This window comes from Rhodanobacter sp. GW835-FHT13D09, assembly GCF_058793995.1.
In genome coordinates, this window is the sequence record NZ_JBXAGL010000003.1 from 366,618 (window position 1) to 390,502 (window position 23,885).

Annotated in this window: 19 protein-coding genes and 1 pseudogene; 16 read left to right on the plus strand and 4 right to left on the minus strand. The window is 67.4% G+C overall.

Annotation, left to right across the window (positions count from 1 at the left end; all coding sequences use genetic code 11):
* Window positions 1–85 precede the first annotated feature (85 nt).
* Window positions 86–718 (minus strand): response regulator, encoded by a 633-nt coding sequence (locus AC1Q5A_RS07180; RefSeq protein WP_492699660.1) that lies wholly within the window; start codon window positions 716–718, stop codon window positions 86–88.
* Between the two features lie 45 nt (window positions 719–763).
* Here AC1Q5A_RS07180 and AC1Q5A_RS07185 point away from each other — a divergent pair, with 45 nt between their 5' ends.
* The 14 genes and pseudogenes from AC1Q5A_RS07185 (at window position 764) to AC1Q5A_RS07250 (ending at window position 15,824) form a co-directional block, all read left to right on the plus strand.
* The gene (locus AC1Q5A_RS07185) at window positions 764–2,785 is read left to right on the plus strand and encodes a translocation/assembly module TamB domain-containing protein (protein ID WP_492699662.1); all 2,022 of its coding nucleotides are present in this window, start codon (window positions 764–766) and stop codon (window positions 2,783–2,785) included.
* A gap of 54 nt (window positions 2,786–2,839) precedes the next feature.
* Window positions 2,840–3,442, plus strand: coding sequence for a YdbL family probable chaperone protein (locus AC1Q5A_RS07190; protein WP_492699664.1), 603 nt, complete (start codon window positions 2,840–2,842; stop codon window positions 3,440–3,442).
* A 71-nt stretch (window positions 3,443–3,513) separates the two neighbouring features.
* Window positions 3,514–4,851, plus strand: coding sequence for a 23S rRNA (uracil(1939)-C(5))-methyltransferase RlmD (rlmD, locus tag AC1Q5A_RS07195; RefSeq protein ID WP_492699666.1), 1,338 nt, complete (start codon window positions 3,514–3,516; stop codon window positions 4,849–4,851).
* Between the two features lie 157 nt (window positions 4,852–5,008).
* Complete coding sequence (locus AC1Q5A_RS07200; protein ID WP_492699668.1) at window positions 5,009–5,530, plus strand: CYTH domain-containing protein; 522 nt, start codon at window positions 5,009–5,011, stop codon at window positions 5,528–5,530.
* A complete protein-coding gene (nagZ, locus tag AC1Q5A_RS07205; protein WP_492699670.1) occupies window positions 5,524–6,540 on the plus strand; it encodes a beta-N-acetylhexosaminidase in 1,017 nt (338 codons plus the stop codon). The genes AC1Q5A_RS07200 and nagZ overlap by 7 nt, the downstream gene beginning before the upstream one ends.
* A complete protein-coding gene (locus tag AC1Q5A_RS07210) occupies window positions 6,537–7,100 on the plus strand; it encodes a hypoxanthine-guanine phosphoribosyltransferase (RefSeq protein WP_492699672.1) in 564 nt (187 codons plus the stop codon). Before nagZ ends, AC1Q5A_RS07210 begins: the two co-directional genes overlap by 4 nt.
* 159 nt (window positions 7,101–7,259) lie before the next feature.
* On the plus strand, window positions 7,260–8,021 hold the full coding sequence (locus tag AC1Q5A_RS07215) for an S-methyl-5'-thioinosine phosphorylase (protein ID WP_492699674.1): 762 nt from the start codon (window positions 7,260–7,262) through the stop codon (window positions 8,019–8,021).
* A 162-nt stretch (window positions 8,022–8,183) separates the two neighbouring features.
* Window positions 8,184–8,390, plus strand: coding sequence for a cold-shock protein (locus AC1Q5A_RS07220; protein WP_114340894.1), 207 nt, complete (start codon window positions 8,184–8,186; stop codon window positions 8,388–8,390).
* A gap of 81 nt (window positions 8,391–8,471) precedes the next feature.
* Window positions 8,472–9,512 (plus strand): glycosylasparaginase, encoded by a 1,041-nt coding sequence (locus tag AC1Q5A_RS07225; RefSeq protein ID WP_492699676.1) that lies wholly within the window; start codon window positions 8,472–8,474, stop codon window positions 9,510–9,512.
* Window positions 9,509–10,219 (plus strand): annotated as a pseudogene (locus AC1Q5A_RS07230) (copper homeostasis protein CutC); the annotation flags it as partial. The gene AC1Q5A_RS07225 and the pseudogene AC1Q5A_RS07230, both read left to right, overlap by 4 nt.
* 93 nt (window positions 10,220–10,312) lie before the next feature.
* Window positions 10,313–11,512, plus strand: coding sequence for an enoyl-ACP reductase FabV (gene fabV / locus AC1Q5A_RS07235; protein WP_492699709.1), 1,200 nt, complete (start codon window positions 10,313–10,315; stop codon window positions 11,510–11,512).
* A 284-nt stretch (window positions 11,513–11,796) separates the two neighbouring features.
* Window positions 11,797–13,149, plus strand: coding sequence for a hypothetical protein (locus AC1Q5A_RS07240; RefSeq protein ID WP_492699677.1), 1,353 nt, complete (start codon window positions 11,797–11,799; stop codon window positions 13,147–13,149).
* Between the two features lie 322 nt (window positions 13,150–13,471).
* Window positions 13,472–14,689: a serine hydrolase domain-containing protein gene (locus AC1Q5A_RS07245; RefSeq protein WP_492699679.1), complete on the plus strand. Its 1,218-nt coding sequence runs from the start codon at window positions 13,472–13,474 to the stop codon at window positions 14,687–14,689.
* Between the two features lie 82 nt (window positions 14,690–14,771).
* Complete coding sequence (locus AC1Q5A_RS07250) at window positions 14,772–15,824, plus strand: NAD(P)-dependent alcohol dehydrogenase (protein WP_492699680.1); 1,053 nt, start codon at window positions 14,772–14,774, stop codon at window positions 15,822–15,824.
* Between the two features lie 121 nt (window positions 15,825–15,945).
* On the opposite strand, the gene AC1Q5A_RS07255 is transcribed toward AC1Q5A_RS07250, so the two are convergent.
* Window positions 15,946–17,718 (minus strand): ABC transporter transmembrane domain-containing protein, encoded by a 1,773-nt coding sequence (locus tag AC1Q5A_RS07255; protein ID WP_492699682.1) that lies wholly within the window; start codon window positions 17,716–17,718, stop codon window positions 15,946–15,948.
* Between the two features lie 89 nt (window positions 17,719–17,807).
* On the minus strand, window positions 17,808–18,404 hold the full coding sequence (locus AC1Q5A_RS07260; RefSeq protein ID WP_492699684.1) for an IMPACT family protein: 597 nt from the start codon (window positions 18,402–18,404) through the stop codon (window positions 17,808–17,810).
* Window positions 18,405–18,699: 295 nt separating this feature from the next.
* Here AC1Q5A_RS07260 and AC1Q5A_RS07265 point away from each other — a divergent pair, with 295 nt between their 5' ends.
* Together AC1Q5A_RS07265 and AC1Q5A_RS07270 are read left to right on the plus strand one after the other, a co-directional pair.
* Window positions 18,700–19,173 (plus strand): YehS family protein, encoded by a 474-nt coding sequence (locus tag AC1Q5A_RS07265; RefSeq protein ID WP_492699686.1) that lies wholly within the window; start codon window positions 18,700–18,702, stop codon window positions 19,171–19,173.
* A gap of 133 nt (window positions 19,174–19,306) precedes the next feature.
* Complete coding sequence (locus tag AC1Q5A_RS07270) at window positions 19,307–20,206, plus strand: EamA family transporter (protein ID WP_492699688.1); 900 nt, start codon at window positions 19,307–19,309, stop codon at window positions 20,204–20,206.
* 16 nt (window positions 20,207–20,222) lie between these two features.
* Here AC1Q5A_RS07270 and AC1Q5A_RS07275 read toward each other — a convergent pair whose 3' ends face one another.
* Window positions 20,223–23,648, minus strand: a complete 3,426-nt coding sequence (locus AC1Q5A_RS07275) for a trifunctional glycoside hydrolase family 18/polysaccharide deacetylase/glycosyltransferase family 2 protein (RefSeq protein WP_492699689.1) — start codon at window positions 23,646–23,648, stop codon at window positions 20,223–20,225.
* Window positions 23,649–23,885 lie beyond the last annotated feature (237 nt).

The window sequence follows — 23,885 nt, forward strand, 5'->3', positions numbered from 1 at the left end:
TTTGCACGGGGGGGAGGGGGGGAAGGCGGGCGAGGGCGGCAGACGGGGCGCACCTCCGCGAAACCTGCTGCTGCAGCAGCACGGTCTACCGCGACAGCGCGGCCGCGCCGCAGAAACCGCAGGACGAACGCAGCCGGTGCAGGCGCTCGCTGAAGCCGTCGCGATCGCGGCTCAGCGGGTCCAGTTCCTGCCGGAGCAGGGCCAGTTCCTCGCGCAGCAGCAGGCGCAGCGCGCGCATGGTGGTGGCGTCGCCGGTGGTGTCCAGTGCGGCGCGGTCGTCCAGCATGGAGGCCTCGTCGCGCTCCGGCTGTACCAGGGCCAGCACGCGCTGCAGCTCCGCCAGCCCGCAAGGCTTGACCAGCACCTCGCTGAAACCGGCGTCGAGCAGCGGCTGGCGACCGTCCGGCGTCAGCTCGGCGGTGGTGGCGACGGCGAGGCCTTCCGTCGAATGCGCCAGCGGGTCTTCGCGCAACGCGGCTAGGATCTGCCGTGCGCCGGCGCCCGGCATGCGGCAGTCGAGCAGCAGCAGGTCGAAGGCCTCGGTGCGGGCGAGCTGCAGCGCCACCAGACCGTCCATGCAGGCCTGCGCGCGGGCGCCCAGCGAATCGAGCCCGTCGCACAGGAAACGGCAGCTGCCGGGGTCGTCGTCGGCTACCAGCACGCGTGGGCGGGCGAGGTCGATCGGGTCCGGATCGGGGTCGGCAAGGTGGCTGGTCATGACAAAATCCATGTCGTTCAGCTTGATTTGGCAGAATGGCGCCACATGCGTTCAAACACAAGCCATCTGTTGCTGCTCTGCTGCCTGCTGCTGGGCCTAGGCTGGGTGCTGCCTGCACGGGCGGACGTGCTGCTGACGGCGAAATCGATCAGCGTGCCCGGCCTGCGCCTGCAGGGGGTAAGCGTCCGCCTCGGCGAGGACGCGGCCGGTGGCTTGCGTCTGCAGTTGAGCGCAGAGCAGGCGGACGTGCCGGCGATGGGCTGGCGGCGGCTGGCCCTGAACCTCGATGGCAACCTGCAGCGGGATGCGCGGCTGCGCTGGATCATGGACGGCAACATGCGCCTGGCCGGGGCCCCCGGCGGCGCGCTCGGCGATGCCCACGTGAACGTGCTGCTCAGCGAGGCGGCCAATACGTTGCAGGTCGACATCCGGCAGGGCAAGGCACATGCCCGGAGCGCGTTCCCGCTGGACCAGCCGACCCACGCGCAGATCAACCTCTACAACCTTCCCGCCGGATGGCTGCAGGGCCTGCTCGGCACGGTATGGTCGGGCCGCCCCACCGGCGGGCGGCTGGATGCCGAACTGGCGCTGGACCTGCGCAGCCCCGGCCTGCAGTCGTCCGGCCAGTTCACCCTGCGCGGCGTCGGTTTCGACACGCCGGGCGGCACCATGGCCGGGCAGGGCCTGGGCGGCACCGGGCGCTTCACCCTCGATACCACCGGCGGCCCGGCCCGGGTCGACCTGGACACCAGCCTGCACGGCGGCGAACTGTTGCTCGGACCGCTGTATGCGAAGCTGCCGGATCATCCGGTGCAGCTCGCCCTGCGCGCGAGCGCGCAGAACGGGGCGATCGAGCTGAGCCGTTTGCGCCTGAACGATGCCGACGCCCTGCAGCTCGACGGCGCACTGGGCTTCGACGCCAGGGGCAGCTTGAGGACACTGCGGCTGGAGCGCCTGCACGCCAGTTTTCCCGCCGCCTACCAGCGCTACGGCGAGGCCTGGCTCGGCACGCTGGGCCTGCGCAACATGCGTATCCGCGGCCAGTTGAATGGCAGCCTGGACTTGCGCCCCGAAGGCCTGCGCGGCTTTGCGTTCAATACGGATGGCCTGGACCTGGCCGATGCCGACGGCCATCTGGCGATCGACGGCCTGCAGGGCGGGCTGGACTGGGTGGCCGACGGCGACCGTCCGGCCAGCACGCTCGGCTGGCGCCGCCTGCAGTTCTACCGCGTTCCCCTCGGTGCCGCACAGGCGCAGTGGCGCAGCCGCAACGGCACGCTCGGCCTGCTGCAGCCGCTGCAGATGCCGGTACTGCAGGGCCAGTTGCGGATCGGCGAGCTGGACTGGCGCCCGGCGGCGGCGAAAGGCCAGCGGCTGGCGGCGTCGCTGGCGCTGACCGGGGTGGACATGAGCGCCTTCAGCCAGGCGATGGGCTGGCCGGCCTTCCCCGGCACGCTCGGCGGCGCGGTTCCATCGCTGCGCTGGATCGATGACGGCTTCGAGCTGCAGGGCGGGCTGTCGGCCAACCTGTTCGGCGGCTTCGTCGACATCACCCGGCTCTCGCTGCAGCAGCCATTCGGGGCGAATCCGGTGCTGACCGGCGACATCGCGATGCAGCAGCTGGATCTGGCGGCGATCACCAGCGTGTTCGATTTCGGCAACATCACCGGGCCGCTGGACGGTTCGATCCGCAACCTGCGGCTGGTCAACTGGAGCCCGGTGGCGTTCGAGGCAAGCCTGCGCGCCAGCCAGGGCGGGCGGATCAGCCAGCGCGCCGTGAACAACCTCACCACGGTCGGTGGCGGCGGCATCGCCGCGGGCCTGCAGGGTGCCATGTTGAAACTGTTCAAGACCTTTGGCTACAAGCGCATCGGCCTCGACTGCACGTTGCGAGGCGCCGTGTGCCAGATGGGCGGGCTGGACACCACCGATGATGGTTACACTATGGTCGAAGGCAGCGGCCTGCCGCGACTGCAGGTGATAGGCCACCAGACCAGGGTCGACTGGCCGACCCTGGTGCGGCGTCTGCAGGAAGCGGTGCACGGGACGGCGCCGGAAGTTCGCTGAACGCCACCCTCGACCCCCGTCGTCAAACTTCGTCGTCAAACCGGGAGCAACGTCATGCGCAAGCTCGTCTACGTCGTCCTGACCGCACTGGCCGTGGCGCTGGTCGGCTGCGTCACCATCAACGTGTACTTCCCCGAGGCGGCGGCGCAGAAGGCCGCCGACCAGTTCATCGGCAAGGTGCTGGACAACGCGGGGGCCAATCCCGCGCCAGCGCCGAAGCAGTCCAAGCCTGCTGCGACGGATGGCCAGCCGTCGGCGATGCTGCTCGACCTGCTGGTACCGGCTGCACATGCCGCCGACACGCCGGACATCCGCATCCAGACCGCCGCCACCGAAGCGATCAGCCAGCGCATGCAGGGGCGCTTCCAGGGTGCGCTGGGCGACCTGCTCGACAGCGGCGCGGCGGGCTTCACCCGCGACGGCATGGTGGCCATGCGCGATGCCGCCAAGGTGCCGCTGAGCCAGCGCGCGCAGGCGAATGCCACGGTGGCCGACGAGAACCGCGACCGCGCCGCGCTGTATCGCGAGGTCGCTAATGCCAACAACCACCCGGAATGGGAGGCGCAGATCCGCGCCACGTTCGCCAAGAGCTGGATCGAGAAGGCACACGCAGGCTGGTACTACCAGAACGCATCCGGCGCCTGGCAGAAGAAGTAGCCGTGGGCGTCAACGGGGCCGATCTGGGATAATCGCGGGCCAGCCGGCACGGCCCCTTCCGTTTACGACTCATGTCCCGATCCAATTCCGTTTCGTCGACGCCTTTCCAAGCCCACATCACCGACCTCGGCCATGATGGCCGCGGCGTGGCACGGGTCGACGGCAAGGCCGTGTTCGTCAGCGGCGCGCTGCTGGGCGAACAGGTGCTGGCCCGGCTGCGCAAGCGCCATCGCCACTTCGACGAAGCCGAAGTCGTCGAGCTGATCACCCGCTCGCCGCACCGGGTGGAGCCGCGCTGCCGCCATTTCGCCGAGTGCAGCGGCTGCTCGCTGCAGCATCTGGACGCGGCCACGCAGATCGGGACCAAGCAGCGCGTGCTGGCGGAAAACTTCGAACGCATCGGCAAGGTCGCGCCGCAGGCGTGGCTGCCGCCGCTCACTGCCGAGCCGTGGGGTTACCGGCGCAAGGGCCGGCTGTCGGTGCGCAACGTGGCGAAGAAAGGGCGCGTGCTGGTGGGTTTCCGCGAGGAGCAGAACCCGCGCTTCGTCACCGAGATCCAGCAGTGCGAAGTGATGCATCCGGCGCTGGGCCCGAAGGTGGGCCTGCTCGCCGAGCTGCTCGGCACGATGGATGCGGTCGACGACATCCCGCAGATCGAGTTCGCCGCCGGCGACGACGTCATGGCGCTGGTGTTCCGCCACATGCAGCCGTTGAGCCAACGCGACCAGAGTGCGCTGACCGCATTCGGCCAGCAGCACGGTTTCGCGATCTACCTGCAGCCGGGCGGCACCAGCAGCGTGCATCCGGTGTGGCCGGAAAACCCGCGGCTGGCCTTCCGCATCGCCAGCGGCGACGCGCGCTTCGCCGACGTCGAGCTGGAGTTCCAGCCGCTCGATTTCGTGCAGGTCAACGCCGGCATGAACCAGCGGATGATGGCGCGCGCCATGGAACTGCTCGATCCGCAGCCCACCGACCGCGTGCTGGACCTGTTCTGCGGCCTCGGCAATTTCACCCTGCCGATCGCACGCCGCGTGGCCGAGGTGGCAGGCGTGGAAGGCGAGCATGGCCTGGTCGAGCGGGCGGCGCAGAATGCCGCGCGCAACGGCATCGCCAACGCACGCTTCCACGTCGCGAACCTGTTCGAGGACCAGCGCACCGCCGACTGGGCGAAGCAGCCATGGGACAAGCTGCTGCTCGATCCGCCGCGTGCCGGCGCGGACAAGGTGCTGGAATACCTGCCGCACAAGCAGACGCGCCGCATCGTCTACGTCTCCTGTCATCCCGCCTCGCTGGCGCGCGACGCCGGCATCCTGGTCGAGCGGCACGGCTTCAGGCTGGCCGCAGCCGGGGTAATGGACATGTTCCCACATACCTCGCACGTCGAATCCATCGCGCTGTTCGAGCGGTGAGGAGCGAGAAGTGAGTGGAGAGGAGTGAGAAGCGAGAGAAAGCCACTGCGTGGCGCGGCATGCTGTTGCCACCTTGGACCAAGCGGGGCAGGCTAGCCAGGCGCTTTGCCTTTGCTCCCTCTCACTTCTCACTCCTTTCCACTCACTCCCGACCTTCATGCCTATCGAGATCGAACGAAAATTCCTGCTGGCCAACGACGACTGGCGCGCCGCCGTCGAGCGCAGCGAGCCGATCGCGCAGGGCTATCTGGTTGGTGCGAAGGCGCTGCGTGACGGCAGTGCGCGTGCCTCGGTGCGCGCGCGGCTGACCGGCGAACGGGCCTGGCTCAACATCAAGGCCGCCACGCCCGGTATCGCGCGGGCGGAATTCGAGTACCCGATCCCGGTGGAGGACGCCAGGAGCCTGCTGGCCGCGTTGTGCGATGGCGTGCTGGAGAAGACCCGCCACCATGTGCGGGTCGACGGCGTGCTGTTCGAGGTCGACGAGTTCAAGGGCGACAACCATGGCCTGGTCGTCGCCGAAGTCGAGCTGCCGGCGGTCGATGCGCCGTTTCCGCGGCCTTCGTGGCTGGGCCGCGAGGTGAGCGCGCTGACGCGCTACTACAACGCCAACCTGATCGCGCATCCGTACCGTCGGTGGTCGCCGGCGGAACGCGCCGCGGAGGATGCCGCATGCTGATGATCGGCGTGGCCGCGCTGGAACTGGCCGAACACGAGCAGCGCTGGCTCCGCGCGCCCGGCGTGGCCGGCGTGCTGCTGTTCGTGCGCAACTACGCCTCGCGCGGGCAGCTGATCGCGCTGTGCGAGGCGATCCGCGAGGCCGGCGGCGAGGACCTGCTGATCGCGGTCGACCAGGAGGGAGGCCCGGTGCAGCGCTTCCGCGACGGCTTCACCCGGCTGCCGCCGCTGGCGGCGATCGGCGCGGTGTACGACCGCGATCCCGGCGAGGCAGTCCGCCTGGCCGAGGAGCACGCCTGGGTGATGGCCAGCGAGCTGCGCGCCAGCGGCGTCGATTTCAGTTTCGCGCCGGTGGTGGACCTGGCCCGCGGCAATGCGGCGATCGGCCTGCGCGCGTTCCATGCCGATCCGGCGGCGACCGCCGAACTGGCCCAGGCCTACGTGCGCGGCATGCATCTGGGCGGCATGGCGGCGGTGCTCAAGCATTTCCCGGGACATGGCTCGGTCGCCGCCGACACGCACAAGGCACAGGCGATCGATCCGCGCAGCCTGGACGCGATCCGCCGCGACGACCTGCTGCCGTTCGCCGAGTGCATCGAGGCGCGGGTCGAGGCGGTGATGATGGCGCATGTCACCTACCCGGCGGTGGACAGCCACCCGGCGGGTTACTCGAAAGTGTGGATCAAGCAGATCCTGCGCGGCGAACTGGGCTTCGCCGGCGCCGTGGTCAGCGACGACATCAGCATGGCCGCGGCCGGCGCCGCCGGCAGCGTCGGCGAACGGGTGCGCGCGCATCTGGACGCCGGCTGCGACCTGGTGCTGACCTGTTTCCCCGAGGTGGTGGACGAAGCGATCGCCGCGCTGCCGGCCGCCGCCGCGCCGGTACCGCCGCGACTGGCCGCCCTGCGCGGCGCCATCGGCGCCAGCTGGGATAACCTCACCGACAACCCGCAGCGCGACCGCTTCATCGCGCGCATCACGGCCCTGCATGCCGACCGAGGAATCGCATGAATACTCCGATCCCACCCCTGGCCGATGCACTGGCACAGTCCGAACTGCTGTACGCCCGCAACACCCTGGACGGCGTGATCGCCGACATCGGCCGGCGCATCGATGCCGCGCTGGACGGCGAGCGCGCAGTGTTCCTCACCGTGATGAACGGCGCACTGATCTTCGCCGGTCAGCTCGCGCTGGCGATCCGCACCGACCTGGAATTCGACTACGTGCACGCCACCCGCTACCGCGGCGCCACCAGTGGCAGCGAGCTGCACTGGTTGCGCGAGCCGGCGGTGCCGCTGGCCGGCCGCACGGTGCTGCTGGTCGACGATATCCTCGACGAAGGCCATACGCTGAAGGAGGTGCGCGACGACTGCTACCGGCGCGGGGCGAAGCGCGTGCTGATCGCCAGCCTGTGCACCAAACGGCACGACCGCCTGGTCGATGGCATCGCCTCCGACTTCAACGGCGTCGAACTGCCGGACCGCTACGTGTTCGGCTACGGCATGGACTACTACGAGCAGGGCCGCAACCTGCCGGGGATCTATGCGTTGAAGGCCGAGAGCGCGGAATAGGGTTTCGCTCCTCCCCCTGCTTGCATGGGGAGGTCGGGAGGGGGGTAGAGCTCTTGCCTTTGACTTGGAGATCAAGAGCGACCCCACCCCAACCCTCCCCTGCAAGCAGGTGAGGGAGTAAGTGCGCCCTTCAACTCCAGACTGCAACGGATCACCACGATGCCTCATCCTGACCACGCCTCCATCGACCTTGCCGTGATCGGCGGCAGCGGCCTGTACAAGTTCCCGGGCCTGGAAAACACCACGCGGCAGGTGGTGGATACGCCCTACGGCGCGGCATCGGGTGATGTCGTGACCGGCGATTTCGCCGGCAAGCGCATCGCCTTCCTGGCCCGCCACGGTGAGGGCCACACGCTGCCGCCGCACCGGGTCAACTACCGCGCCAACCTGTGGGCGCTGCACAGCCTGGGCGCACGCCGGGTGGTGGGGGTCAACGCGGTGGGCGGCATCCGCGGCGACATGGGGCCGCGGGTGATCGTGGTGCCCGACCAGCTGATCGACTACACCCACGGCCGCTACACCAGCTATTGCGACGTCGAGGGCGCCGAGGTGAAGCATATCGACTTCAGCGAGCCGTATACCGAGGCGTTGCGCCTGCAACTGCTGGCGGCGGCGCGCGCCGCGAACGTCGAGGTGATCGGCGGCGGCTGCTACGGCGCCACCCAGGGGCCGCGGCTGGAAACACGCGCGGAGATCGCGCGGCTGAAGCGCGACGGCTGCGATCTGGTCGGCATGACCGGCATGCCCGAAGCGGCGCTGGCGCGCGAGCTGGGCCTGGAGTACGCCTGCCTGGCGCTGGTCGCCAACTTCGCTGCCGGCTGCGGCGACGAGGCCGAGATCAGCATCGAGGAGATCTTCGCGCACCTGGCGGCGGCCACCGCCGAGGTACCGCGCATCCTCGGCGCGATGCTGCAAAGCTGAGCGCCACGGCGAATTTGTGGACCGGCCGGGTTTTTTCGTATTGCACTGGGCCTTCACATATTGCTACTTTTCTCTGGCCGGGGGCGGGCGAGCCCAGGGGGAGAACGACGGTTCGGTGCAGTTCCTGGCGCACCCATTCCATGGATCCAGAGGTTCGCTCAAATGAGTTTCGGTACGGTCAAGTGGTTCAACGATGCCAAGGGTTTCGGCTTCATCGCACCCGAGGACGGCAGTGCGGACGTCTTCGTCCATTTCTCGGCGATCACTAGCAAGGGCTTCCGCAGCCTGCAGGAAGGTCAGCGCGTGAAGTTCGAAGTGACCCAAGGTCCGAAGGGCGCCCAGGCATCGGCGGTCGAAGCGGTCGCCTGATCAGCCCGGCCAATGTTGTAAAGCAAGAACGAAACCCCGCATCCTGTGCGGGGTTTTTGTTTTCAGGCATGGGAGAAGGCAGTGACCGACCGCAGGCGTTTCCTCAAGGCCTCCCTGCTGGGGGCTTCGGCTTCGATGTTCGCGTGGGGCGACCGGCTGGCCGCGTGGACGGTGGCCCGGCCACCGAAGGCATCGAGTGTGCGGGTCGTCTCGACCTGGGATTTCGGCATTGCCGCCAACCAGGCGGCCTGGGCGATCCTGGGCAAGGGCGGCCGTGCGCTGGATGCGGTCGAAGCCGGCGTGCAGGTGCCCGAGTCGGACCTGAAGAACCACAGCGTGGGCAAGGGCGGCTACCCTGACCGCGACGGCCGCGTCACTCTCGACGCCAGCATCATGGACGCCGACGGCAACTGCGGCGCGGTGGCCGCGCTGGAATACATCGAGCATCCGATCTCGGTGGCACGGCGCGTGATGGAACGCACGCCGCACGTGCTGCTGGTCGGCGACGGTGCGCTGCAGTTCGCGCTGGAGCAGGGCTTCAGGAAGGAAAACCTGCTCACGCCGGAAGCCGAGAAGGCCTGGCACGAGTGGCAGAAGACGGCGCACTACCAGCCGTCGATCAACAGCGAAGTGCACGACTACGGCCGCACCGGCATGCCCGGCGGCGCACACAACCACGACACCATCGGCATGCTGGCGCTGGATGCGCAGGGCCGCCTCGCCGGCGCCTGCACCACCAGCGGCATGGCGTGGAAGCTGCACGGCCGCGTCGGCGACAGCCCGATCATCGGCGCCGGCCTGTACGTGGACGGCGAAGTCGGCGGCGCCACCTCCACCGGCGTCGGCGAGGAGGTGATCCGCAATGCCGGCAGCTTCCTGGTCGTCGAACTGATGCGCCAGGGCCGCTCGCCGCAGGAAGCGTGCAGGGAGGCGGTAATGCGCATCGTGAAGAAGCGCCCGGAGGCATCGAAGACCCTGCAGGTCGGCTTCCTGGCAATGAACCGCGCGGGCGAGGCGGGCGCGTATGCGATCCAGCATGGTTTCTCGTATGCCGTGTGCGATGCGCATAAGCAGGACGCCCTGATCCCGTCGCCCAGCGTCTACACCACGAGCTACTCGTGATCCTGGAAATTGCCGCCAACTCGGTCGCCTCCGCACTGGCCGCCCAGCAGGGCGGGGCGGACCGGGTCGAACTGTGCACCGCGCTGGAACTGGGCGGGTTGACGCCGTCGCACGCGCAGATCGCGCTGGCCAGGGATCGCCTGCGCATCCCGCTGTACGTGCTGATCCGCCCGCGCGCCGGCGACTTCCTGTACAGCGAGCTGGAGTGCGAGACGATGCAGCGCGACATCGAAGCGTGCGTGGCGCTGGGCTGCGAAGGCGTAGTGCTGGGCGTGCTCGGTGCCGAGGGCAAGGTGGACATGCCGCGTTGCTGTGCCCTGGTCGCCGCGGCTGGCAAGCTGGGCGTCACCTTCCACCGTGCCTTCGACATGAGCCGCGACCCGGTGCGCGCGCTGGAGGACGTCGTCGCGCTGGGCTGCGAGCGCGTGCTGACCTCTGGCTTGCAGGCCAGCGCCACGGAAGGCGCCACGTTGATCCGCGACCTGGTCGTGCAGGCGAACGGGCGCCTCGCGGTGATGCCGGGCGCCGGCATCACCGCGAAGAACATCGCGGCCCTGGTCGCCGCCACTGGTGCCCGCGAATTCCACGCCTCCGCCAAATGCCAGCTGCCGTCCGCCATGCGGCACTGGCGCGCCCCGCTGGCCGGGATGGAAGGCGGCGAGCTGCGCAGCGACGTTAGGGAAGTGCGCGCCCTGGTGGCCGCGTTGCAGGCGCGTAGGCCTGCGGTTCCCTACGGCAGCGCATGGCGCCCCGGCTTGGTTAAGATGACGGATTGCGAATCTGCCAGCAGGAGCCGTCGCGTGATCATCACCCCCAAAGTGCGTGGATTCATCTGTGTCACCGCCCATCCGGTCGGCTGCGAGCACAACGTGATCGATCAGATCGCCGTCACCAGGGCGGCTGCTCACACGGGCAACGGCCCGAAGCGCGTGCTTGTCATCGGCGCCTCCACCGGCTACGGCCTCGCCTCGCGGATCACCGCGGCGTTCGGCTACGGCGCAGCCACGCTCGGCGTGTTCTTCGAGAAGCCCAGCAGCGCGGAAAAGACCGGCACCGCCGGCTGGTACAACTCCGCCGCGTTCGACAAGGCCGCCAAGCAGGCCGGCCTGTACAGCAGGTCGATCAACGGCGACGCGTTCGCCCACGAGACCCGCGCCCGCGCCATCGAGATCATCAAGAACGAGATGGGTGGCCCGATCGACCTGGTCGTCTACTCGCTGGCCTCGCCCGTGCGCAAGCTGCCCGACACCGGCGAAGTGGTGCGCTCGGCGCTGAAGACCATCGGCGAGCCGTTCACCAACACCTCGGTCGACACCAACAAGGACACGGTGATCGAAGCCACCATTGAGCCGGCCACCGAGCAGGAGATCAAGGACACCGTCACCGTGATGGGCGGCGAGGACTGGGCGCTGTGGATCGACGCGCTGAGTGGCGCCGGTGTGCTCGCCGAGCACGCCAAGACCATCGCCTACAGCTACATCGGCACCGAGATCACCTGGCCGATGTACTGGCACGGCACGCTCGGCCAGGCCAAGCAGCACCTGGACGACACCGCGAAGCAATTGCGCAGCCGCCATCCTGGCCTCGAAGCCTACGTCGGCGTGATGAAGTCCGTGGTCACCCAGGCCAGCGCCGCCATTCCGGTGATCCCGCTGTACGTGTCCATCGCCTTCAAGATCATGAAAGAGCAGGGCATCCACGAAGGCCCGATCGAACAGGTCAACCGCCTGTTTCACGATCGTCTCTATCGCGCCGATGGCAAGGCGGCGCCGACCGATGACGAAGGCCGCATCCGTCTGGACGACTGGGAATTGCGCGACGTCGTGCAGGACGCCTGCAAGACCGTCTGGCCCACCGTCACCACCGAAAACCTCCGCCAGATCACCGACTACGACGGCTACAAGCATGAGTTCTTGAAGCTGTTCGGGTTTGACCGGGCGGATGTGGACTATGAGGCGGAGGTGGATGCGGATCGGCGGTTTGATTGTGTGGAGCTTTGAGGGTCAAGCTGGGCTGCGTAGCAGCTGACGAGCGTTGGGAGCGGTTGTTCTCCCCTGTTTCGTCTGTTTATCTTATTTGGTAATTGACAGCATTTTTTTAACGTGCTAGCGTAATCCGGCCTTGAAAAAGGCATACCTGCCGGATGGCAGGAAGTCCCGGATGGGACGACGGATGAGGCTCGACTGAGAAGTCGGCTGGTTGATAACAGTGCCATTTGCATTGCGCTTACCGCCGACTCCTTGTTCCGAGTTTCGTATCTCAACGAAGCCGCAAGGAGTTAAGAATGAAGAGTCACACTGTAATTCTGAAGTTCGATGAAGCTTGCCGCAGCGAGCGTTATAGTCTGCAGCGCATCGAAGGAACCATTACCGCGGATAGTATGATTCGCCTCATTGATGTGGCGGATCTGCATGCAAACCCGCGTGAAGCAAAGACCGGTGCAGTCACCGACGCTATTACTGAAACCCTCGAGACTTCTCCGGACCTGTTTCCGTTCAAGTCGAAGGGGATTTTGCTTGCCTCCGCAAATTGCAGGGAACTGGAACGTAGTAGGTTCGAGCTCTCATTCAACGATGAGGATATTGAAGGCGTCCTCGATGGTGGGCATAACATGCTTGCTATTGCGCTTTTTATCATTCGTCAGGCAATTGGTGAGAAAGAGGCCAAGAAGGCGTTGAGGTCGGTGCGAAGGTGGGAAGAAGTGTCCCCCGTCTGGTCTAAGTACCGCAGTGAAATCGATGAGGTAAAGAAGGAGCTTGTGTTTGTCATTCCTACCGAAATTATCTATCCGCAGGATTCAGCAGAGGGTCGGGACGCATACGAAGGTGCAATTCTCGAAATTGCCCAAGCACGTAATAATAACGCACAGCTGACTGACGAAACGAAAGCAAACAAGGCTGGATACTACGACGCCCTTCGTGCTGCACTTGACCCTCCTTTGGTTGAGGAGGTGGAGTGGAAAACGAACGACGGAGGTCGTATCAAGGCACGCGATTTGGTTGCACTCACGTGGATTCCATTGTCGGTTTTGCCGGAGGAGCTGAGCCTGCCGGAGGTAACCGCCTTCAACCCAGTGAATATCTATCGCAACAAAGGGTACTGCGTTACGGCTTTCAATTCGCTCATGCAGAGCGACAACGTCAGCCAGAAGACAAAGGGAGATATTCGCGAGTTGACGAATCCAGCGGTAAAAAGCGCAATCGGCATCATGCACGATATCCCCGCATTGTTCGACCACGTTTATACACTCTTTCCTGAGGCGTATAACGACGTATCTCCCGGATTTGGTCGTATCTCGAGCGTACGCATTTTTGAACCAGGTAAATACAACCCTCGCGAGAAGAAGTATTTGGCGGTCCCGCCGAGAGCGAAGTACTATCAGAAAGAGGTCAAGTTCGATTTCCCTGAGGGGTTCATCGCGCCGGTAGTTTGGGCGCTGCGCGAACTGATGGAATACAAGGACGGCGAAGTCGTTTGGCGAGTAGATCCGAAGAAATTCCTGACTAGTAACTTGAGGAAGTTCATGCAGGTGTATCACGGCTTCATTGCGATGGCGAACTATGATCCGCAGAAAGTTGGTAAAACGAACTCCACGTACCAACTCGCCTGCAATGACTTCAAGTCGCGTCTGAAGTAGTTTATCAAGTCGACCACAGGGCATGTTTCACCCTGTGGTCGACTTGATAGCGGAAAGGGATAGCGGAAAGGTGTCAGGGACAATTTAGAGGCAGCCACGCGTAGCGCCTAATATTGTCTCTGGCATCCTATCCGGCTGACGATCACGGCAACCTCAGTGCCGACCTTCCGAGCCACATCCGGAAGGTTCATGACTACTTGGTTGGTTCGATGAATATCTACCTGCACTCCGCTGACTTCGGCATCGAACTGTAGCGGGTCGCTCCCCGCGCGCGCTGGCCGATATCATTGTGGTCTCGCCTTCACCCGATCCAGGCTCATCCATGGTTTCAGCGATTCGCACTCGCCTGCTCTCCGCCGCACTTTGTTTGGTCGTCGCGTTTCCGGCAGCCGCGGATGAACCGGTCAAACCCACCATCGGCCAGCAGCGCGAGGCGGTACTGTTCTGGCCGCAGGCGCAGCGCGAGGCGCAGTTCCGCAAGATGTACGAGCGGTTTCCCAGCGATCGCGCCGAACACGGCACGCATGTCCATGCGTTGCCGCAGGGCCGCACGCTGAAAGTCGCCGGGCAGGAGGGTGCGGCGTTTCTGGCCAGCTACATGGACCAGCACCACCTCGCCGGGGTGATGGTGCTGCAGCATGGACGCGTGCGACTGCAACGCTATGCGCTGGGCTTCGGGCCGGACCAGCGCTGGGAGTCGTTCTCGGTGGCGAAGTCGGTCACCTCCACCTTGCTGGGGATCGCCCTGCAGCAGGGCTATATCCGCAGCATGGACGACACGCTGGGCAGCTACATCCCGGAATTGCGTGGCAGCGCCTACGCGGATGTCACGGTGCAGCAGTTGCTGACGATGACCTCCGGCGTGCGCTGGAACGAGGACTACGCCGATGCGAAGTCCGATGTGGCACAGATGTATCTCCACGCCTGTGTCGACAGCCGCGCGCATATCCTGTCGTACCTGGCGAAGCAGCCACGGCAGTGGCCTGCCGGCAAGCACTGGAACTACAACACCGCGGAAACCGACCTGCTCGGCATCCTGGTGCAGCGGACCACGCACCGCTCGCTGGCGGCCTACCTGTCGCAGGCGATCTGGAAACCGTACGGCATGGCCGCCGATGCGTACTGGATCAAGGACGAATGCGACGGCAGCGACACCGGGGGCAGCGGCCTGTCGGCCACGCTGGGCGACTACGCACGGCTGGGCCAGTTCATGCTCGACGGCGGCCGCATCGCGGGCAAGCCGGTGATCGCCAAGGCGTGGCTGGATGGCGCCCTTCGCCGCCAGGAAAGCGTCGATGATCCCGACCGCGGCTACGGCTACCTATGGTGGACCGACACCGACGGCAGCTATGCGGCGATCGGCATCTTCGGCCAGATGGTTTACGTCGATCCCGCGCGCCAGCTGGTGATCGCCCAGGTGGGTGCGTGGCCGCATGCGACTTCCGATGCACTGGTCGCCGCGCGGCGTGAATTCGTGGCCACCGTCAAACGTATGGTGGATGCGGAGCGGAATGCTTCGACGCACCGAGCGGGAAAGTGACTGGCGGAGAATACCTTGTAGGTTCGGCATCCCGACCCCATTCCTTCACTCCCCGCTCCCCATTCCCAGCGAGGATAACGCCATGACGACCAGAGCCTACGGCGCGCATGCCGCCGACAAGCCGCTGCAGCCGATCGATATCGAGCGCCGCGCGCCCGGCCCGCAGGATGTGCAGATCGACATCGTCTATTGCGGCGTCTGCCATTCCGACCTGCACACCGTGCGCTCCGAATGGGGTGGCACGCTGTATCCCTGCGTGCCCGGCCACGAGATCGTGGGCCACGTCAGCGCCGTCGGCAGTGAGGTGAGCGGTTTCAAGGTCGGCGACACGGTGGGCGTGGGCTGCCTGGTGGGCAGCTGCCAGCATTGCGCGTCCTGCGACGAAGGGCTGGAGCAGTACTGCGAGAACGGTTTCGTCGGCACCTACAACGGCCCGACCAAGGATGCGCCCGGCCACACGCTGGGCGGTTACTCGCAGCGCATCGTGGTGGACCGGAAGTTCGTGCTGAAGATTCGCCATCCGGAGGAGCAGTTGGCGGCGGTCGCGCCGCTGCTGTGCGCGGGCATCACCACTTATTCGCCGCTGCGGCAATGGAACGCCGGCCCGGGCAAGAAGGTCGGCGTGGTCGGCATCGGCGGGCTGGGCCACATGGGTGTGAAGATCGCGCATGCGATGGGCGCGTACGTGGTGGCGTTCACCACTTCGGAAAGCAAGCGCCAGGATGCGCTGGACCTGGGCGCGGACGATGTGGTGGTCTCGCGCAACGAGGGCGAGATGCGCGCGCAAGTCGGTAGCTTCGACCTCATCCTCAACACCGTGGCCGCCAGCCACTCGCTGGATGCGTACACCTCGCTGCTCAGGCGCGACGGCACCCTGGTGCTGGTCGGCGTGCCGGAGCACCCGCATCCGACGCCGAACATCGCGAACCTGATCTTCAAGCGCCGGGCGATCGCCGGCTCGCTGATCGGCGGCATCGCCGAGACCCAGGAGATGCTGGATTTCTGCGCGGAGAAGGGCATCGTCGCGGACATCGAGATGATTACGGCACAGCGGATCGACAAGGCCTACGACCGCATGGTGAAGAGCGACGTGAAGTACCGCTTCGTGATCGACAACGCCACGCTGGCGGGTTGAGCCATTCCGACGGTGTCGGGCGGCACGGCTCCGTAGGGCGGACACCGTCCGCCGCATCTAGGCACAAAGCTGTGGCGGACGGTGTCCGCCCTACGGAACCGGCTTTTCTGGTGGGGCCTCGTCAAGCCACGAACTGCAGCCTTGCCAGCTCCGCGTACAGCCCGCCCTCGGCCAGCAGGCTCTCGTGCGTGCCCTGCGCCACGATGCGGCCGCCGTCCATCACCACGATGCGGTCGGCGCGCTGCACGGTGGCGAGGCGATGGGCGATCACCAGCGTGGTGCGGCCCTGTTCCAGCCGCGCCAGCGCCTGCTGGATCGCGGCCTCGGACTGTGCGTCCAGCGCCGAGGTGGCCTCGTCCAGCAACAGCAGCGGCGCGTCGCGCAGGATCGCGCGGGCGATCGCGATGCGCTGGCGCTGGCCGCCGGACAGGCGCACGCCGCGCTCGCCCAGTTCGGCGTCGTAGCCGTGGTCCAGCGCGCCGATGAACTCGTGCGCCTCGGCAGCGCGGGCGGCTTCGCGTACTTCGTCGTCGCCGGCGTCCTGGCGGCCGAAGCGGATGTTGTCCGCGGCGCTGCCGGCGAAGATCACGGTTTCCTGCGGCACCAGCGCGATCGCGCCACGCAAGCCGGCCAGGGTGGTTTCGCGCAGGTTGATGCCGTCGATGCGGATGCTGCCGCTCTGCGGATCGTAGAAGCGCAACAGCAGGGCGAACACCGTGCTCTTGCCGGCGCCGGAGGGGCCGACCAGGGCCACCGTCTCGCCGGGGCGCACGGTCAGGGTGAAGTCGTGCAGCGCCGCCGTGTCGGGGCGGGTGGGGTAGTGGAAGGTCACGCCGTCGAAGCGCAGTTCGCCGCGCATCGGTTGCGGCAGCGCGCGCGGCTGCGGCGGGTCGACGATGTCGGCGCGTTCGGCGAGCAGTTCGCCGATGCGCTCCATCGCGCCGGCCGCACGCAGCACGTCGCCCCATACCTCGGACAGGCCCGCCACCGAGCCGGCAGCGAATACCGCGTACAGCACGAACTGGCCCAGCACGCCGGCACCCAGGGTACCGGCGAGCACGTGGCGTGCGCCGGCCCACAGCACCAGCGTGATCGCACCGAACACCAGCACGATCACCGCCATGGTCAGCAGTGCGCGCATGCCGATGCGCCGGCGCGCGGTGGCCAGTGCGCGGGTGATCGCGCCGCCGTAGCGGGTGCTCTCGATGTCCTCGCGCGCATACGCCTTCACCGCGGTGGAGGCGTTGAGCGTTTCGTTGGCGATCGCGGCGGCGTCGGCGAGGCGGTCCTGGCTGGCCCGCGACAATTTCTGCACACGGCGGCCGAACACCAGGATCGGCAGCATCACCGCCGGGATCACCAGCGCGGTGAGGCCGGCCAGCGACGGCGCGGTCCACACCATCGCCACCGCCGCGCCCACCAGCATCACCGCGCTGCGCAGCGCCACCGACACGCCCGAGCCGATCAGCGCCTGCACCACTTCGGTATCGGCGCTCAGCCGCGACAGCAGCTCGCCCACGCGGCTCTTCTCGAAGAAGCCCACGTCGAGCCGGATCACGTGCGCATACAGCGTCTGCCGCAGCGAGGCGAGCGCCCGCTCGCTGAGCAGGGTGATGCAGAAGTAGCGTGCTGCAGTGGCGAACGCCAGCACCAGCGCCACGCCGAACAGGGCGACGAAGGTCTGGTTGATCACCGCCTGGCTGGAATGCCCGAAGCCCTGGTCGATGATGTGGCGGAACGCCATCGGCAGCACCAGCGAGGCGCCGGAGGACAGCGCCAGGAACAGCAGCCAGCCGAACGCGAGGGCGCGGTGCGGTTTCAGGAACGGCCAGAGTTCGCGGAGCGCGCCGATGCGGCGCGGCGATCGGGCATCGGGTGTCTGGGGTGTGCTCATGGTGCTCGCCGCGACGGAATCCCGAAACACATGGGGGCCGCCGCCGGCGATTCAATCGTGCGGCGCGGTGGCACCGGCCGGGTGCGGATTCAATCCAGTACGCGCGCCTCGTGGCGGCCGCGGCTGAGGTCGCGCACGCGCGCCTGGGCGGCGGCCACTCGATCCTGCGGCAGCTGCAGCTGCAGCGCGACGCCGTCGGCCTCATAACGCTCCTGCTCGACCTCGGCACCCAGCTCCGCCAGCCGCGCCTTGAGCAGCGCCAGCTCGGCGAAGTCGCAGTGCAGGCCCAGTCGCGCCATCGCCACGATAGTCACGCGCCCGGCGCGGCGCAGGCATTCCGCCGCGGTGCCGCCGTAGGCACGCACCAGGCCGCCGGCGCCCAGCTTGATGCCGCCGTACCAGCGCGTCACCAGCACCACGACGCGATCCATTGCCTGTCCCTCGATCGCCTGCAGGATCGGCCGGCCGGCGGTGCCGCCGGGTTCGCCGTCGTCGTTGAAGCGGTAATCCTGGCCGATGCGGTAGGCCCAGCAATTGTGCGTGGCGGTGGGGTCGCCCGCCTCGCGCACGAACGCCAGAGCGCGCTCGGTGGATTCGACCGGAGCGGCCTGCGCGAGGAAGCGGCTCTTCCTGATCTCTTCCTGGTGGCGGCACGGCTGGGCCAGCGTGGACAGCGTTCCGCTCATGGCTCGGGCCGTTTCGGGGGCAACTCCGGCGGTGGATACATCCGGTCACGGGATTCGCGCGGCAGGAAGTGATGCGGCGCGCCGCGGTGATGCACATGCGGCGTCTCGACCGCGGCGAGCTCGGCGCACGCGCAGGCCGGTATCGGCATCGTATCGGGGGCGACCGCAGCATCCATGGGTGGCGAGGTTAAGGCAAACCGCCGGGCATCGGTAGGCGCGGTGCGCCGACCGGCTTCACCGGGTACGTGGGGCCGGTGCGGTAGCATGGCGCCCCCCGCAGGACCGACCGGACCCCATGATCAACAACGACGTATTGCGCGCCATCCGCTACATGCTCGACCTCAGCGACGGCAGGGTGGTGGAGATCATCCACCTCGCGGATGCGGCCTCTCCGCTCGGCAAGGAAGACGTGCAGGCGCTCCTGAAGAAGGACGACGAGCCCGGTTACGCCGAGTGCAGCAACAAGGTGCTGGCGCTGTTCCTCGACGGCCTGGTGTTCCATCGCCGCGGCAAGGACGAGAGCCGGCCGCCGCGCCCGCCGGAGAAGCGCGTCACCAACAACGTGGTGCTGAAAAAGCTGCGGGTGGCGTTCGAGCTGAAGGACGTGGACATGCACCAGATCCTCGAAAGCGCCGGTTTCCCGGTCTCCAAGCCGGAACTCAGCGCGCTGTTCCGCCAGCCCGACCACAAGAATTTCAAGCTGTGCGGCGACCAGCTGCTGCGCAACTTTCTGAAGGGGCTGACGATGCGGATGCGCGGCGACGGCTGAATGAGGGATGCCGGCACGCGCTGCGCATTGCTGTCAGGCGCTGTCAGCAATGGCGGCGGCGGGAGGGCTGGCATGGTGGGCTCCGCCCGAGTCTTCGCGCATCATGGCGGGGTCTCCCGCCATGGCCGCACTCATGTCACCACGCTCCACCGTTGCTCCGCTCGCGCTGGCGATCGGCATGCTGTTGATCAGCATGGTCTCGTACCAGTGCGGCGCGTCGTTGGCCAAGCATCTGTTCCCGCAGGTCGGCGCGCAGGGCGCCACGGCTTATCGGCTGGGGCTCAGCGCGCTGATCCTGCTGCTGTGGCGGCGGCCGTGGCGCCGGTCCGGCGCCCATCAGGGCATTGGCCGGCGTGACTGGCGTGCGCTGTGGGGCTATGGCCTCTCGATGGGGGCGATGAACCTGGTGTTCTACATGTCGCTGCGCACGATCCCGCTGGGCATCGCGGTGGCGCTGGAATTCACCGGGCCACTGGCGCTGGCGCTGTTCGGTTCGCGCCGCTTGCTCGATTTCGCCTGGATCGGGCTGGTGGTGGCCGGGTTGGCCCTGCTGCTGCCGCTGCGTGGGCAGGTGCAGACGCTCGATCCGGTGGGCGTGATGTACGCGCTGGCCGCCGGCGTGGGCTGGGCGCTGTACATCGTGCTGGGGAAGAAGGCGGGGGCGACCCACGGCGCCGATGCAGTGACGCTGGGCACCTCGATCGGCGCCTTGCTGGCGATCCCGTTCGGCGTCGCGCATGCCGGCAGCGCGCTGTTGTCGCCGGCGCTGTTGCCGTATGCATTGGGCGTGGCGGTGCTCAGCTCCGCGTTGCCGTATTCGCTGGAAATGGTCGCGCTGACCCGGCTGCCGGCGCGCACGTTCAGTACCTTGCTGAGCCTGGAGCCGGCCGTCGCGGCGGTGGCTGGCGTGGCGTTGCTGGGCGAGCGGCTCAGCCTGCTGCAGTGGCTGGCCATCGGGGCGATCATCGTGGCGGCGGCGGGTACCGCGTTGAGCGTGCAGCGGCCCACGCTGACCGAGCCGCTGGCGAACTAGGATCCGCAGTCGCCGCTCACGATTTCAATTCCTCGCTGGCGTTCACCGTCGCCTTGCGCTCCTGCTTGCCCCAGCCCACCGATGGGCCGCGGATGGCGGTCCAGACCGAACGCACCACCACGTAGTACATCAGCTGGCGGTAGCCGAAGCGCTGCAGCACCAGCCACCACAACAGGCTCCAGCGTTCCTTCTTCTCCATCGCGAAGGCGAGTGCCGAGGCGCCGAGGTCGACCGCCATGAAGGCGGCGTAGAACGCCAGCATGCGCAGCAGGTTGGTGTCGTCGAACTGGGCACGGTGCTGCAGGTAGTCGAGGCTGGTGCTGACGATCTGCCACACCAGCACCAGGTCGACCAGCGGCGACACCACCGAGAACAGGATCTGGAACAGCCACACCTGTGGCAGCGCCACCGTGCCCAGCGCGCCGTAGCGCGGGTTGAAGGTGGCGTCGCGGTGTTTCCACAGGCATTGCAAAGTGCCGTAGGCCCAGCGGAAACGCTGCCGGGCGAGGCCGCGGAACGTGTCGGGTGCTTCGGTCCAGGCGATCGCCTCGGCGTCGAACAGGGCGTGGTAGCCGGCTTTCTGCACCGCGATGGTGAGGTCCTGGTCCTCCGCCAGCGTGTCGGCGGGGAAACCGCCGAGCCGTTCCAGTGCCTCGCGCCGCCAGGCGCCGACCGCGCCCGGCACCACCGTGATCGCGCCCAGCGCGGCCAGCGCGCGGCGTTCCAGGTTCTGCGCGGTGACATATTCCAGCGCCTGCCACAGGGTGATCAGGTTGATCCGGTTACCGACCTTGGCGTTGCCGGCGACGGCGCCGACCTTCGGGTCGGCGAACCAGCGCACCAGGTGGGAGATGGTGTGCGGCTCGAACTGGGTGTCGGCGTCCAGCGCCACCACCACTGCGCCCTTCGACGCGTGCAGCGCGGTGTTCACGGCGTGCGCCTTGCCGCCGTTGGGCGTGGTGATCAGCCGCACGCGCGGTTCGTCGGCATAGTGCTCGCGCACCACCGCGGAGGTGGCGTCGACCGAGCCGTCGTCGACCACGATCACCTCGAGGTTGGCGTAGCGGCTCTTGAGGATCCGGCCGATCGAGCTGGCGATCACCTTCTCCTCGTTGTAGGCGGGGATCAGCACCGAGACCAGCGGCGGATCGTCCGGCAGCGCTGGCTTCGCGCGGCGGCGCTCCTGCGCCCGGTTGAACAGGGCGAGGCCACCGAGCAGCAGCAGCCGGGCCACGCCCAGCGTGATGGCGACGACCAGCAGCCAGCGGATCAGGTGGCCGAGCCAGCCCAGCGCGAGGAACACCGAGCGGTCGGCCCAGCGCGACAGCGAACCCGGCGGCAGCGGCGGCATGGTCTGTTCGCGGGTGAGCCCCGCCAGCGTCGACACGGTGACGAACTCGTATCCCCTGGCACGCAGGCCGTCGATGATGCGCGGCAGCGCCGCGATCGTCTGCGAGCGTTCGCCGCCCGCGTCGTGCAGCAGCACCACCTGGCTGGTGCGCTCCGGGTTGCTGGCGGCGACCTGGGTCAGCACGTTGTCGACGATCTTGTCCGCGCCGGGCCGTTGCCAGTCCTGCGAGTCGATGTGCAGGCCGACCGAGATGTAGCCCATCTTCTGCGCGATGCCGATCGGCACCAGCTCGTCGGCGGTGGTCGGTTCGGCGTCGCCGAAATAGGGCGCACGGAACAGCCGCATCGAGTGGCCGGTGAGGGCCTCGAACAGGCGCTGGGTGGCGTTGAGTTCCAGCGACACGATGCCGGGCGGGCTGTCGCCGAGGTTGGGATGGGTGAAGGTGTGGTTGCCGACGTCGTGGCCTTCGGCGATCTCGCGTTGCACCAGCCGGGGCGACATCTCGGCGTTCGCGCCGATGATGAAGAACGTCGCCGGTACCTGCTTGGCCTTGAGGATGTCGAGGATTTGCGGCGTCCACTCCGGGTCCGGGCCGTCGTCGAAGGTCAGCGCGATCTTGTGCGGCAGGGTGCCGGCGCGCTGGATCACGTAGGAACTGGGCAGGGCGGTGTAGCTCTCGTCGACGACGCTGCCGTCGTCTTTGTCGAGGTCGAGGGTGCGGGCGCCCGGCGAGGGCTCCGAGACGACCTCCAGTACCTCGCCCTGGCCCTCGATGTCGATGTCCTCGCCCTGGCCGATCGTGCGCAGCTCCGGCGGTGCCGCGGCGCCGTAGGGGCGGCCCAGCACCGACCATACCGACGGATCCTCCGAGCCCAGACGCCACAGCGCGTAGCCGTAGGGCTGGTAGTCGTCGGCGACGTGGATCTGGTTGTAGGCGGTGACGCCGTCGAGGAACCACACCTGGTGCGCGCTGCCGTCGTCCTCGCTGTAGGAAAAATGCGGATTCAGCGTGTCCGGGTCGAACGTGACGTCGGCCTGCGCATCGGAGGCGCGATCCATCGCATCCTGGAAGGTCAGCGTTTCGGCGTTCCTGCCGTGCGACCAGTCGTAGCCGTAGTTGCCGATCGCGATGATGGTGTGGTCGGGGTCGAGTTCCTTCATGCGCTTGTCCAGCGTCTGCTCGAACCAGTCGGCGCCGGCGATGCTGCCGGCGTCCTTGCCGGCCCAGTGCTGGTCGTACGCCATCAGCAGCTCGAAGTCGACGATGCCGGCATAGCCGGTGTAGTCCCAGCCGGCTTCATCGAACGGCACCGAGAGCACGATGCCCCAGCCATGCGGGCTGAATGCATCGCTGAGCTCGGACAGGAACGCCTTGAAATCCGGCTGAGCCTCGGTAGGCACTTCCTCGAAGTCCACCGTCACGCCCTGGAAGCGGTTGGCGGCGAGGAACGCCACGATCTGCGCGATGCGCGCCTGGCGCAGTGCGGGATCGGCCAGCATGCGGGCCAGGCCGGGCCCGTCCCACTGCGTGTTCGCCGCGTTCTGCAGCAACGGTAGGATCGGCGTGGACGGCTTTTTCGAGCGGATCAGGTTCAGCGCCTTGGCGTCGACGCTGGTGTGCAGCGCCATGTCGGGGCCGCTGATGCTCATCCAGGTCGGGATCACCCAGTCCAGCGTGGGCAGCGTGCGCTTCAGCGAGGCGTAGCTGCTGTCGTCCCAGTTGACGTAGAAGCCGATCGCCAGCGGCCGGCCGGCCGGCTTGTCCAGCGACGGCGGCGGCGCATGCGCGGAAGCGGCCTTGCCGGTGCGCGTGCGCGGCGGGTGCAGCAGCTTCTGCCGGGCGCGCACTTCGGCGGCCAGTTTCGCCGCCGGCTTCAGCAGCTCCGGATCGGCCGCCTTCACGTTGGCCAGCGCATGCCGGGTGCGGTTGTGTTCGCCGATGTGCAGCCCCGCCATGCTCGGCCAGACGAACAGGCTGATCGCGCAGGCCGCCGCGAGCAGCGTGCTGAGCACGCCGGCGAGCAGCACCACCCGCGAGACATGGATGGCACGTCGGCCGGTGGGGTCGAAGAAGATCGGTTTCTTTTGCATGCCAGGGCTGGCTCGGCGTATGCCACGAAGTGAATCGGCGTTGGTCCCGGAGCCGCCGGAAGCCGACGCGGAACCGCAGGTGCGCAGTATCGCCGATCTGCATGCCTCCACGCAGCAGGGCGACGGAACCGGTCAGCGCGCGTTGCCCTCCCGGCCGGCGCTAGTGGGCCGTAACGATTGAATTGGGAGTAATACGCCGTGTTGGGTCGAAGTACTTCCACTTTACGGACTTGGGTT